General features: G+C 42.3%; 12 protein-coding genes. 3 read left to right on the top strand and 9 right to left on the bottom strand.

Annotated features, from left to right (window positions below):
- Positions 1-158: 158 nt before the first annotated feature.
- The 4 genes from ACYQ4S_RS08710 to ACYQ4S_RS08695 form a co-directional block, all read right to left on the bottom strand.
- Entirely contained in the window at positions 159-1,604 is a 1,446-nt protein-coding gene (locus ACYQ4S_RS08710; protein ID WP_459770627.1) for a glycoside hydrolase family 32 protein, read from the bottom strand.
- A 12-nt stretch (positions 1,605-1,616) separates the two neighbouring features.
- On the bottom strand, positions 1,617-2,987 hold the full coding sequence (locus ACYQ4S_RS08705) for a PTS transporter subunit EIIC (RefSeq protein WP_346024476.1): 1,371 nt from the start codon (positions 2,985-2,987) through the stop codon (positions 1,617-1,619).
- Positions 2,988-3,104: 117 nt separating this feature from the next.
- Entirely contained in the window at positions 3,105-4,094 is a 990-nt protein-coding gene (locus ACYQ4S_RS08700; RefSeq protein ID WP_346024477.1) for a LacI family DNA-binding transcriptional regulator, read from the bottom strand.
- Complete coding sequence (locus ACYQ4S_RS08695; protein WP_346024478.1) at positions 4,078-4,848, bottom strand: acyl-[acyl-carrier-protein] thioesterase; 771 nt, start codon at positions 4,846-4,848, stop codon at positions 4,078-4,080. The genes ACYQ4S_RS08700 and ACYQ4S_RS08695 overlap by 17 nt, the downstream gene beginning before the upstream one ends.
- A gap of 343 nt (positions 4,849-5,191) precedes the next feature.
- On the opposite strand from ACYQ4S_RS08695, the gene ACYQ4S_RS08690 reads away from it, so the two are divergent.
- Entirely contained in the window at positions 5,192-6,730 is a 1,539-nt protein-coding gene (locus ACYQ4S_RS08690; RefSeq protein WP_459770626.1) for an AbgT family transporter, read from the top strand.
- Between the two features lie 127 nt (positions 6,731-6,857).
- The gene (locus ACYQ4S_RS08685) at positions 6,858-7,133 is read left to right on the top strand and encodes a hypothetical protein (RefSeq protein ID WP_459770624.1); all 276 of its coding nucleotides are present in this window, start codon (positions 6,858-6,860) and stop codon (positions 7,131-7,133) included.
- A gap of 92 nt (positions 7,134-7,225) precedes the next feature.
- Here ACYQ4S_RS08685 and ACYQ4S_RS08680 read toward each other — a convergent pair whose 3' ends face one another.
- Together ACYQ4S_RS08680 and ACYQ4S_RS08675 are read right to left on the bottom strand one after the other, a co-directional pair.
- Positions 7,226-8,563, bottom strand: coding sequence for a C1 family peptidase (locus ACYQ4S_RS08680; RefSeq protein WP_459770623.1), 1,338 nt, complete (start codon positions 8,561-8,563; stop codon positions 7,226-7,228).
- Positions 8,564-9,088: 525 nt separating this feature from the next.
- Entirely contained in the window at positions 9,089-9,721 is a 633-nt protein-coding gene (locus ACYQ4S_RS08675) for a superoxide dismutase family protein (protein WP_459770621.1), read from the bottom strand.
- A 154-nt stretch (positions 9,722-9,875) separates the two neighbouring features.
- On the opposite strand from ACYQ4S_RS08675, the gene alr reads away from it, so the two are divergent.
- A complete protein-coding gene (gene alr / locus ACYQ4S_RS08670; RefSeq protein ID WP_459770619.1) occupies positions 9,876-11,045 on the top strand; it encodes an alanine racemase in 1,170 nt (389 codons plus the stop codon).
- Positions 11,046-11,119: 74 nt separating this feature from the next.
- Here alr and ACYQ4S_RS08665 read toward each other — a convergent pair whose 3' ends face one another.
- From ACYQ4S_RS08665 to ACYQ4S_RS08655, 3 genes are read right to left on the bottom strand one after another with little or no spacing between them, the layout of a single operon-like run.
- Positions 11,120-11,431, bottom strand: coding sequence for a hypothetical protein (locus ACYQ4S_RS08665; protein WP_346024484.1), 312 nt, complete (start codon positions 11,429-11,431; stop codon positions 11,120-11,122).
- A 46-nt stretch (positions 11,432-11,477) separates the two neighbouring features.
- Entirely contained in the window at positions 11,478-11,657 is a 180-nt protein-coding gene (locus ACYQ4S_RS08660; RefSeq protein ID WP_459770617.1) for a hypothetical protein, read from the bottom strand.
- A gap of 58 nt (positions 11,658-11,715) precedes the next feature.
- Entirely contained in the window at positions 11,716-11,931 is a 216-nt protein-coding gene (locus ACYQ4S_RS08655; protein WP_459770615.1) for a hypothetical protein, read from the bottom strand.
- Positions 11,932-12,183: the final 252 nt, after the last annotated feature.

Raw genomic sequence — 12,183 nt, 5'->3', positions numbered from 1 at the left:
GAGATATTAACGCAAGCATGAATCTTCGCAACGAAGCGTTGCGATTAACCGTAGGGATTACGGGGTTAGCCTGATAAAGTAACCGACCGATAGGTTGGTGTTCTCAGGAATCCCCCACTTCAAGGAGCGTTAGCGAGTAAGTGGGGGTAGTTCAATGGTCAGATTTCAAGATCCCATTTCTCAATCGACAGTTCAGCATCCCCTTCAAAACGGATCGTATCTTTCTCATGTTTCGGATAGACACGAGTTGAAAGGACGTAATCTCCATCATTAAGAAAAATCTCGATCGAAGAAGTATCAGCAATGACATGGATGCGAGTCAGATCCTCAACTTCGACTGTTCTTTCAGAACGCCCAAAGCCGGAAGGCCCGTGAGCTAAGCTGAATATCTGTCCGTCATATGAGAGGACCGTATCCTCTTTCATATGGACAGACAGTGATTCGCCAAGTTGCTCTAGAGTCAGAATCAGTTCGAATGTGCGAGGGTTCTGATTTTCCAGTTCATACGATTCAGATACTTTTACTGCTGTCTTAACTTCATTTTTTCTAAGTGATTCGTATTCTTTGAGTGGCCGCTGTTTCAGCTGTCCATTCTCTACAGTGAGTTCCCTGGGCAGAGTCATGGCGTGCTGCCAGCCTCGAGCCACTGTAGGGTTTGAGTACTCAGGACTTATATCTCCAAGCCCCATCCATCCCCAGAGAATGCGTCGCCCGGATTCGTCCTCAAATGTCTGAGGGGCATAAAAGTCAAAGCCACGGTCAAGCTCTTTAAACGAACTTTCAGGTATGAATGTCTCTGAACTCCAGTCGACTGAACCCAGATAGTAACCCGAATTATGCGTGCTTTCGAATTCATGAGCCGTCGCTTTCAGTCCCTGAGGTGAGAAAATCAGAACGTCTTTATCGTCAGTTTCGAAGAAATCCGGACATTCCCACATATAGCCCATTTCTTTTTCACCTTCAAGGAATACCCCTGCATAGTCCCACGAATAAAGGTCCGTCGAACGGTAAAGCAATATTTTCCCTCGATGATTCAAGGCCCGAGAACCAAGTACCATATAGTACTTCCCGTCCTTTTCAAAAACTTTCGGGTCACGAATGTGATCCGTAAATCCTTCAGGGTAGTCCTCGTGAGGAATCACGACTTCTTCATGGTCAACAGTAAAGCCATCTTTACTGACAATATGAACGGTATTCTGTTCACGACCGCTGAATGTATGATCGTGGTCTCCCGGATGTTTTACATTGCCGGTATAAAAGAAATGAATCTCATCGTCCTTCACAAAGGCACTTCCTGAGTAAACTCCATCTTTATTGTAAGACTGATCAGGTGAAAGAAAGAGCTCTTCTTCCTGAAAGTGCACCATGTCCTTAGATGTCTTGTGTCCCCAGTGTACCAGTCCTCCCTCAGGATTATCCGGTACATACTGGTAATACAAGTGATAAATTCCTTTAAACTGAACAGCCCCATTTGGATCATTCAGCCATCCCGTTTCCGGCATCTGATGAAAAGACAGACGCCATGGATCATTCGCAATTTTACTCTTAAGTTTTTTTCTTTTTGCTTCAAATGTTTCCCAGTAAGTTTCATTCAAATTACTCATCAACTTCTCCTCTTATTTAAAACTTTCTCTTATCGCACTACCTTGCACTCTAACTAACAGGAAGCCAGCAGTAAATGAAATGGCTGTTACGGCTATATACTGAATCATAGCAATCCAGTCTCCAGTGTAAAGGAGGAGTCCTGGAAGAAATGTGATTCCCATACCAGTAGATGTTAGACCTAATAGGTATGTTACGAAGCCACCTAGTGCACCAGCCGCGATACCTGAGCCAAACACTCTTAGAGATCTCAAGTTCACTCCGAAAAGAAGCGGTTCAGTGATACCGAATAGTGTTGGAACAGCTGAACTGATTGCATTTGACCGTTTGACCTTATCTTTAAATAGCAGTGAAGCTCCGATAGCTGCTCCGAACTGGCCAGCCATACTTACAGTAGTCAGAGTCTGAATGATGTTTTCTCCAGTATTATTCAGAAGACTGATTTCAATTATTCCAATTGAGTGATGCAGTCCTGTGATAACAACGAGCTGCTGTAGTCCGCCAAAGATTATATAGCCTATACCTAACGGTGCTTCTATAAGGTACACAATACTATTAATAACTGCAGACTCTGCTACTTGAAGAATCGGACCTAAGATAAATAGCATAACTGAAAGTGTAATTGTAATAGATAAAAACGGGGTGACGACCAGGTCCATCATTTGAGGAATAAATGTCCTGAACCATTTTTCGAGTTTAGAGACCATCCACCCTACTATGATTGCAGGGAAAATTGATCCCTGGTATCCCACTATGTCAAGGCCAAAAATTACTAACGGATCTGCATTACCTGCTGCTACTGCCCATGCGTTAGGAAGTTGCGGAGCGACCATCATTAATCCTACGACGATACCTAAAATCGGATTTCCACCGAATTTCCTTGTCGCACTGTACGCTATAAGTACTGGCAGGAATGCGAAGGCTGTATCAGTAAGCATTTCAAATAATGTAAGTGTACTTTCATCCATGTTTAATCCAAGTTCAAGGAGTAAACCTCTAACTCCCATCAAAAGTCCTGTGGTGACCAGTGCAGGAATCAGCGGTACTAAAATATCTGCTAAAATACGCACGACACGTTGGACTGGATTAAGATTCTGATAAACGTTATCCTTAAAGTCATCTGACCCGTTGGCACTTCCACCCATGACTTGTTCTAATTCACTATAGACTGAGTTTACTTTCCCTGTACCGAAGATAAACTGATGTTGTCCAGTGTTGAAAAAATATCCTCTAGATTCAGGAACGTTTTCAGCTTTCTCTTTATCTACTTTCTTATCATCTTTCAAAATAATTCTCAAGCGTGTCGCACAGTGCTCGTAATTCTGAATATTTTCCTTACCTCCGACTGCTTCGAATAGTTTATTAATTGACTCTTCGTACTTCATATGATCCTTCCTTTCCTTTTTAACCGTTTTCATATTAGTCCTGTTCCTTTGTTAGAACCGGTTCCTTTAAAGGATAACAGGAACCGGTTCTAATTGCAAGAGAAAAGAAAGCACTTTCTACACTTTCTTAAAAAATGTGGTCGACTGATTGATGACCAGCTCGTTTTTCATTTCACTAACATGAGGAACTTCCTCTTTATTTATGAGTTTGACCAGTTTGTCCACCGACTCCAGCCCCATTTCTCTGTACGGATAGCTCACTGTAGTTATCGTCGGTGAAACGTAAGCCGTTGCTTCATATCCACCAAAGCCTGATAAGGAAAAGTCTTCTGGAACACTATAACCTAGTTCTTTAGATGCTTTAAGCACAGCTACGGCTATGTTATCCGTCGCACAGACAATATAAGTGGCCATAGTCTCAGGGAGAAACTTCAGTGCCTTCTGATATGCAGACGAGCGGGAGAAGTTTGTTTCAATAGTGTCGATGGTTATCCCATGACACGCTTTAACGGTGTCAAGGAATCCCTGCTTGCGTTCTACCCCTACTGCCCGGTCTTTTTCCGGCACTCCGACAAAAAGAAAGTAACGATGCCCCAGTTCCAATGCATACTTCCCAATCTTCTCTCCTGCTTCATAATCCTGATGAATGATGCTGTGTATGTCTTCAGCTCTCTGTCCGATGAATAGAAACGGCGTCTGAGTCTGTTTTACAGCTTCGATATGTTCAGGTGTCAGTTCACGGGCGAACATGATGATGCCTTCTACTTTCTGTTTTGACAAGGTCTGAATATTTTCGAATTCACGCTCGCTGTCCTGATCGGAATTGGTTATGATCAGCTGATAGCCGAGCTGTCTGGAGCACTCATCTATCCCCGACAGGACTTCATTTGTAGATGCGGAACTAAGTCTCGGAATGATGACACCGATCATATTCGTCTTCTGCGCTTTGAGGCTTCGTGCAAAATTGTTAGGCGTGTATCCAGTTTCTCTGATGATCTCTTCAATTTTATTTCGTGTTTCCAGACTGACAGATCCGTTATTGAGGTATCGGGAGACTGTGCTTTTTGCTACACCCGCCTTTCTGGCAATATCATTGATTGTGACCATTCGTATTCCTCCTTTTTCCATTTTTCCATGTAAATGTAGCAGCACAATGGACTGTGTCTTCTGTCTTTATTATATGATCAGAATAAAGGTTCTCTTCTTTTCTGATACTGGACTGACTGAAGACGAGCTGATGCTCACTGATTTCCTTATTAAATGTAATTACCCCGCTGGTGATATCATGGTCCAGCAGGAATGTACTGTCGAGACTGTCTAGTATCCAGTTGATATAATGAGAATTATTGACATGGTTATTTCCATCTATATCAAAGTAGCGTACGGCATACTGCTTTTCATTATACTCTTTTGAATCGACCTCATCCGGTTTCGTATTTCGTCTGATTCTTTTTGAGTACTCAGCTTTGTATGGGGCAACAATATCTTCAGGTATGCGCGCCATTTTCCTCTTTTCGCTGTCAAGTAATGCAAAGGTCGTTTCTACTTTAATTAATTCAGTTCTGTTCGAATCTCTTACAATAAACGTTCTATAGGTAAACAGCTTATTATATTCTGTGGCAAAGGTTTCAATGTAGACTGTCTCATTCAGCCTTGGCATACGGCCGATATCAAAGGCATAGTGCAGAATGATCCAGCTCAACCCTCTGTCTCTAATGTATGCTTCTCCACGTTTCAGGGAGTCTGACTGCTTTTCAGATACATCCAGCAGAAGATTCACAAGCATAGGTAAAGTGAGCCGCTGAGTCCGGTCGCACATATAGTAGGCAATGTCTTTCGTTTCTTCATATGATAGGTACACTAGTTTTCTCCTCGTATTCTTCATTCTAATTAAATTATAAAAGCAAAAATATAGAATTACAATTCTTATCCCTATTCTCCCCTTCTAATCATCTCCTCATCCCTTTCTCTTGTATAAAACCGTATCCAACCATTGATAACTGGCCATATAAAAAAATAACTAGAAAAACCGATATAATTGATTATATTATATTGAAATAAAAATGGGATTTGTACTAAAATAGAATTCATAGTACAATATCAAATGGAGCCAAATTTTAATCTTACTAATGATTATCTCCAACTTGATGGTCATTAGTAAGATTAGCTTACGCTTCAAAATTACTTAAGGAGGAAACAAACTTATGAGTGATTCTGAACAGAACACTAATAAAGGATTTTTGGGCATGATCGAGCGTGTCGGAAATAAACTTCCACACCCAGTTATTATTTTCATTGCTTTAGCTCTTTTCATCGTCCTGATTTCTGAACTCGTCTTTAGACTTGGCGTTACTGTCGACTATTTCGATGCAAGCGCTGGTGAAGAAGTAACGATTGAAGCCGTTTCATTAATGAATGGAGAGGGTATTGCACATATTTTCAATAGTGCAGTAAGTAACTTTACAGGATTCGCGCCTTTAGGTACGGTTCTTGTTGCTATGCTAGGGGTAGGAGTTGCTGAGTGGACAGGACTTATTTCTGTCTCGCTGAAAAAACTTTTAAGTAATGTCCCTGCCAACTTACTGACAGCAACGGTTGTATTTGCAGGTATCATTTCTAATATCGCTTCCGATGCAGGTTATGTAGTGGTTATCCCACTTGGAGCAATTGTCTTTGCTGGAGCAGGCAGACACCCGATTGCCGGTCTAGCTGCAGCTTTTGCAGGGGTCTCTGCCGGATTCTCTGCCAACCTGATCTTCGGACCGACCGATGCATTGCTTGTTGGTATCACTAATGAAGCACTTACTTCTGCTGGTATTGAGTATGAAGTTGCTGTTACAGCAAACTGGTACTTCCTTATCGTCTCTACCTTTTTACTGACAATTGTCGGGGCCTTTGTTACCAGACGATTTGTCGAGCCACGGCTTGGGGAATACGATGGCGACTACAAGCCAAATGACGAACCAATTACTGACAAAGAAAACAAAGGAATGCGCAATGCTCTGATTGCTTTGCTTGTCTTCCTGGGAATTATGGCTTTGCTGATGATTCCAGAAAATGCGCCACTTAGAATGCTAGATGAAGCAACTGGCGAAATGACACTGAATAACTTCCTTTCTCAAGGACTTTTGTTCATGATCTTCCTGCTCTTTGCCATCCCTGGATATGTGTATGGTAAAACAACAGGTAAAATCCAGACTTCTCATGACTTTGTCAAAGGGATGTCAGAATCAATGAGCTCAATGGGCGGCTACCTTGTACTGGCCTTCTTCGCAGCTCAGTTCATCAACTATTTCTCGTATACTAACCTAGGATTCATCCTGGCTGTAAGCGGTGCTGAATTCCTAGAAGCTATCGGATTTGTCGGACTTCCATTGATTTTAGCATTTATCCTACTCACTGCTTTTATCAACTTATTCATGGGTTCTGCCTCTGCAAAATGGGCAATCATGGGACCTGTATTTGTTCCTATGTTATTTGAAGTGAATATTGCACCTGAAATGACCTTGATGGCTTACCGTATCGCCGACTCTTCATCAAACGTTATTTCACCACTAATGAGTTACTTTCCAATGATTCTTGTCTTCGCTCAACGTTACGACAAGAAGAGTGGATTGGGTACCATCATTTCAACGATGCTGTCCTACACCATTGCGTTCTTAATCTCTTGGTCACTTCTACTGGTTGTCTGGTATGTTCTTGGACTGCCACTTGGCCCTGGCGCACCTTCTATATTACAGTAATCATAATTAAAGGCATGTCTTCCAAGTTCTGGAAGCATGTCTTTTTTCAATACTCTTCAACTCTGACATGTTATAGTTAGGATAACCACTGATTAACTATAAACATATAATACAAGGAGGGATCATCATGTCAAAGAAAACTAAAAGACGATGGCTCCAACTTTTCGGATTTCTCGTTGGTCTCCTGTTTGGCCTGCTGCGTCCGGATCAGATTCAACAGCTGTTTCCTATACTGGGCATAGGCGTTGGGATCGGATACTTCATCTCCTCCAGGGTCATCTCGGGAGAAGAGAAACACTTAGATGATCTTTCGTGGTTCATTCTTCTACAAATGATTATGTACTTTATCATTGGTGGAGCTATAAGCTCTTCCATAGTTCTGGCTATCGAGCTCTTTTCATAACACTTGAGTAATTAGGCAGATACCGTTTCCTGAACATGAAAAATACGTATACGCGCAGAGCAATTTGCGCGTATACGTATTTTATTTTTCAATTATTTCACTAAGGCGAGAGACCCCATCGGATCCCATGGCTCAAGCTCAACGACTGGCTGGTCCAGAGCTTTCAGCCACTCTTCATCAATGTACTGGCGTTTGACAGCAACTTGATAATTATACTCATCGAACCACTTATCGCTCATAGAGTATATTCCTTTGTCGCCGTTCTTATCTCCCCAGCTGTTTTCAACTTTCCATTTGATTGGATTACCTTGATCGTCCAGATCAACCCCGACAAAAACCATCGCATGCGTCAGCAGGCTCTCACCATAATCCAAGCGCTGAGCTTTCGTAAGCTCTACCGTTTCACCTAATGTCGCTTCATAATCATAGGCTTTATCGTCCATGATTCCAGCTTCCCTCTCAAGCATTTTCCCGACATCACAGCCAAACCAGACCGGCTCCCCATCTTTGATAGAAGCAATCGCTGCTTCTTTCAGCACTTCAATTGGTGCATTGACATAAGTAATTGCTTTTCCTTCTTTGACCGTTCCTAAATACTTGACGGTATACGCTTTTCCATAAGGCTTATCTTCCGTTGGTGCATTGATCAGAGAAATACGTTCATCCAGATCCCATGATACATAATGCTTAAAGAAATCTTGTGGGGTGATATCCGTCAGTCTGTGAAACTGATTATCTTCATCTCTATATTCGTATGAGAAAGTCTGAGGGACCTCTCCCAGTGTCTTAGTCAGCAGGCCGTAAACAAATGACAGACAAACTTCTTTCTGTTCAGTCAGCTCATCTGATGATTTTCCTGCTTTGTGACTGTCTCTCAGTTTAGCAGCAAATTCTCTTAGTTTGGCAGTCAGAAGCTGATTCAGTTCCCTTGTATTTGATGAATGGAACGTTTCCGGCATAACTGATTTTGGAACAGCACCATATTTCTCAAGTAGACCCGAAAACATATCCCACTGCCCCCCGTCCTGAATCGGATCGAGCAGCAGATGCTGAACGAGACGAGAGTTTAAGGGCTCGCCGGCTGTTTCAATGACACTTTCCAGAAAGTAATTTGATTTTTCCAGTTTATCCCAGAACAATGTGTAATTTTGAGAAAATTCAAAGGTCTTCACATTCAGCTTTTTCATTGTGTCTACCCTTGCAGTGTTTAATGCAGCAAACATCCAGCATCGCCCAGAGGACTTCTGATTCGTGATGTCTCCTTTTTTAGTTTCATGAGAGAATACGAAGGAGTGGCGTCTGGTCAAGTTATTGTCTATAGACGACTTGTTAAGGCCTACCTTTGACATCGCATTCTTGACAGCATGATTGACCGGATTTTTGTCAAAGTCATGTTTAAACTGTTTCAGTAAATCTGTAGTTATTTTCATCTGGCTCTCATCCTTTTCTTATGAATGATTTTATCATACCTAAAATCCAGACGCATGACAAGGTGTCATTTTCAGATTATCATCCGTTCAATTTTGAGAATCTCCTTCGTCTCACAAGACTCTCAGTCAGAGTCTTGTTACTTTAGGGATAGTACCTTAGCTCAGGTGAATATTTGTCGCGAGTTCCGGTGCTATCGGGATTGCACCCTAACTCAGGTGGATTTTCTTCTTGAGTTCCGTAGCTATCGAGATTGCACCCTAACTCAGGTGGATTTTCTTCTTGAGTTCCGTAGCTATCGAGATTGCACCCTAACTCAGGTGGATGTTCGTCCCGAGTTCCTTAGCTATCGGGATTGCACCCTAACTCAGGTGGGTTTTCTTCTTGAGTTCCGTAGCTATTAAATCGTAATTCTTTCCGCTATACTAGTGCAATTTCCTAGCTAAACAGTACTATTAAGAAAAATGACTATTCAGATGAAAAACCGAACCAGCGCTGGCTGATCCGGTACAGTTAACTTTATTCGCTTATTCCTGAGGTGCAAAAATCACACCGCCGGCCATACGATCTCCTGCATCTCCAGTAGGTTGTGATTCATAGTCGTCTGCTTCAGTATGAATGATTAGAGACGTTCCCTCTTCTGTAGCCAAAGTATATTCTGCATCAGGCAACAGAGATACATCTGGTATCTCAATCGTTTCACTGACGATTCCATTTTCAGGCACAACAAGGTTCGGCAGGTCGCCTAGATGATACCCGTCCTCAGCATCAAACCCGTGCTCTGCATCAGTTGGATTGAAATGATCCCCGGCATCTTCAAATGTTGGCGGAGTGGCTTGTCCGACTTCATGGATGTGCATGCCGTACTCCCCGGCTGGCAGTCCTTCGAGATTCAGATTGAGTGTGACACCATTCTCATCTTCATCAAACACTGCAGACCCTACATAGGTACCGTCACTGTCAACCATATCAACATCAAGTGAAGTGAATTCTTCGTCTGTCCCCGCATCTTCCAGAAGAGAATCTTCCTCAACTTCTCCTTCATCTTCTGTCACATCTTCAGTGCCGCTGTCTTCCAGTTGAGTGACCTCATCCTCTCCACAGGCTACCATCAACAAGGCTGTTCCACTCAGTAAAGCTAGTTTAGTTTTATTTAACATACATCGTTTCTCCTTCCATCTCTTTCATTGCATGTCACTTTTCATTATATCCATATCATACCAATATAAGCTGAAAATCACTAAGATTTAGCATTTTTCAGTTCTCATTCAGGCTCTTCATGTTAGAATAATAGGTACAAAGGAGATGAAACAGATGAGTTATGGAAGTTACAGATACACTAAAGCAGAAATCGATTTAGATAAGGTATCTTACAACTATCATCAAATGAGAAATCATATATCTGAAAAAACTAAATTCATGGGGGTCATCAAAGCCGATGCTTATGGACACGGTGCAGTCGAAATCGGACGTCATCTTGAAAAGGAAGACATAGATTATCTGGCTGTTGCTGTACTGGATGAAGCAATGGAACTGAGAGACGCCGGAATTACAAAACCGATTCTTCTGCTGAGTCCGATTGAACCAGATACGATACCGACGGCTATTAAAAACAACATTTCAATTACTGTCTTTTCACAGGAGATAGCTGAGGCCGTTAATCATCATGCCAGTCAAACCAAGCAAACTGTACGTATTCATTTGAAAGTTGACTCCGGAATGGGTAGAATCGGTGCTCGGTCGGAAGAAGAAGCACTTACACTATGTCAGACAATGGCAGCTGAACACATTTCGTTTGAAGGCATTTTCACTCACTTTGCAGAAGCAGAAAATACTGATGACCCATCGTACACGAAAAAGCAGTTTGCGTTCTTTCAATCTATTGCAGATTATCTGGAAACAGAAGGATTCACTTTTGAGATGCGCCACTGCAGCAATACAGCAGCTGCACTTTTATATCCCGAATTTGACTTGGATATGATCCGTACCGGCATTTCTTTATTTGGTTATCACCCCGATATAGCACTGCAAGACAAACTGGATTTGAAGCCAGTCATGACATTGTCGACTCATGCAGCATTTGTCAAGCAGATGAATAAAGGGGAAAGTATCGGGTATGGAAGAACCTATCAGACTACCAAAGAGGAAATGATTGCAACGATCCTTCTTGGCTACGCGGATGGGATTCCGAGAGAGCTTTCCAATAGATGGCATCTGACCTGTGGAGAAGATAAAGCCCCTATCGTCGGTCGCATCTGTATGGACCAGCTTATGGTAGATGTCAGTCAGATCGATGATTTCTCAAAAGATCATGATCTTGTCTTTATAGGAGACCCTGGTAAAGGTCAGCCTTCTATTTATACAATGGCTGATTTGACCGACAGCTTTCATTATGAAATACTCTGCGGCATCGGGAAAAGAATCCCTCGTGTTTATATAAAAGACGACACTGTGACAGCTAAGCAGAATGCGCTACTGGATTAATACTCAAAGCTAGCTCTCGCGCAAAAAAGACGACCCTTTGAACAGGTCGTCTTTTTATAATATTCGATTAGAAATTATTCGTCTTCGTCGTCTAGGTCTTCATCCAGATCATCGGTTTCGCTTTCTAGTCCGTCGTCACCGAGTTCATCGTCTGGATCGTCTTCTTCGAAGTCAAGACCTTCCTCGTCCAGACCGGAGTCAATATCATCATCCTGGTCCCCGTCGAGGTCATTGTCCATGCCATCATCCAAGTCACCGTTCAGTTCATCGTCGGCTGGCTCTTCAGTTGCCGGCAATTCGCTATCAGTATCATCTGCATCTCCGCAGGCTGCCAATAACATCCCGGCTGTCATGGTCAGTGCTGTAAGTCTTGCCAATTTCTTCATCTAATCGCTCCCTAATTGAGTTTTCTAGCTAATTTTCTGTTCTGAATTACGCGTCGTCATCCAGATCATCATCTAGACCGTCGTCTTCAATGCCACCATCCAGATCATCATCAGCAGGCTCTTCAGTTCCTGGCAGATCGTCGTCTACATCATTGGCATCTCCACAAGCGGCTAATAGCATGCCTGCTGTCATAGTTAGTGCAGTTAATTTAGCTAATTTTTTCATTATGAATCTCTCCCTATTATATTTAATATAGTTTCTGATGATTAGTCAGAGTCTGCGATTACTCGTCTGTGTCGTCTTCCAGGTCGTCGCCTAGACCATCATCTTCCATGCCGTCATCTTCTAGACCGTCGTCCATGCCGTCGTCTTCAAGTCCACCGTTCATGTCATCTTCCATACCTGGCAGATCGTCGTCCGTGTCATTGGCATCTCCGCAAGCGGCTAAAAGCATCCCGGCTGTCATCGTTAAGGCAGTTAATTTGGCTAATTTCTTCATATCTATCTCTCCTCTGTATTTTTAGTAATTACCAATTTTTTTGTTTTTTCGTGTTGTTTTAATGCAACTATCGTTGCTCTATCAATTAAAATACAAAAAGGCACCTCTTCCCCCCCTTAATCTGAGAGACACCTAGGAAACTATAGATGCTCTATATAAGTGGATTTAGGGTTTTCTCTTTTGAGTTTTCCCTCCACTTATTTTCTTTTTTTAAATTTTTTCACATTTTTATGCTTATTACTTGACTTTTGG

It is taken from the genome of Alkalibacterium sp. s-m-28 (assembly GCF_054658175.1).
Note: the sequence above shows the minus strand (reverse complement) of the source record. Positions and strands in the feature narration are given on the sequence as shown.

Excerpts from the sequence above, each read along its gene's own strand:
- alr (WP_459770619.1), top strand. The coding sequence starts at position 9,876 with ATGAGTTATGGAAGTTACAGATACACTAAAGCAGAAATCGATTTAGAT.
- ACYQ4S_RS08680 (WP_459770623.1), bottom strand. The coding sequence starts at position 8,563 with ATGAAAATAACTACAGATTTACTGAAACAGTTTAAACATGACTTTGAC.
- ACYQ4S_RS08690 (WP_459770626.1), top strand. The coding sequence starts at position 5,192 with ATGAGTGATTCTGAACAGAACACTAATAAAGGATTTTTGGGCATGATC.
- ACYQ4S_RS08705 (WP_346024476.1), bottom strand. The coding sequence starts at position 2,987 with ATGAAGTACGAAGAGTCAATTAATAAACTATTCGAAGCAGTCGGAGGT.
- ACYQ4S_RS08700 (WP_346024477.1), bottom strand. The coding sequence starts at position 4,094 with ATGGTCACAATCAATGATATTGCCAGAAAGGCGGGTGTAGCAAAAAGC.
- ACYQ4S_RS08685 (WP_459770624.1), top strand. The coding sequence starts at position 6,858 with ATGTCAAAGAAAACTAAAAGACGATGGCTCCAACTTTTCGGATTTCTC.
- ACYQ4S_RS08665 (WP_346024484.1), bottom strand. The coding sequence starts at position 11,431 with ATGAAGAAATTGGCAAGACTTACAGCACTGACCATGACAGCCGGGATG.
- ACYQ4S_RS08655 (WP_459770615.1), bottom strand. The coding sequence starts at position 11,931 with ATGAAGAAATTAGCCAAATTAACTGCCTTAACGATGACAGCCGGGATG.
- ACYQ4S_RS08660 (WP_459770617.1), bottom strand. The coding sequence starts at position 11,657 with ATGAAAAAATTAGCTAAATTAACTGCACTAACTATGACAGCAGGCATG.
- ACYQ4S_RS08675 (WP_459770621.1), bottom strand. The coding sequence starts at position 9,721 with ATGTTAAATAAAACTAAACTAGCTTTACTGAGTGGAACAGCCTTGTTG.
- ACYQ4S_RS08710 (WP_459770627.1), bottom strand. The coding sequence starts at position 1,604 with ATGAGTAATTTGAATGAAACTTACTGGGAAACATTTGAAGCAAAAAGA.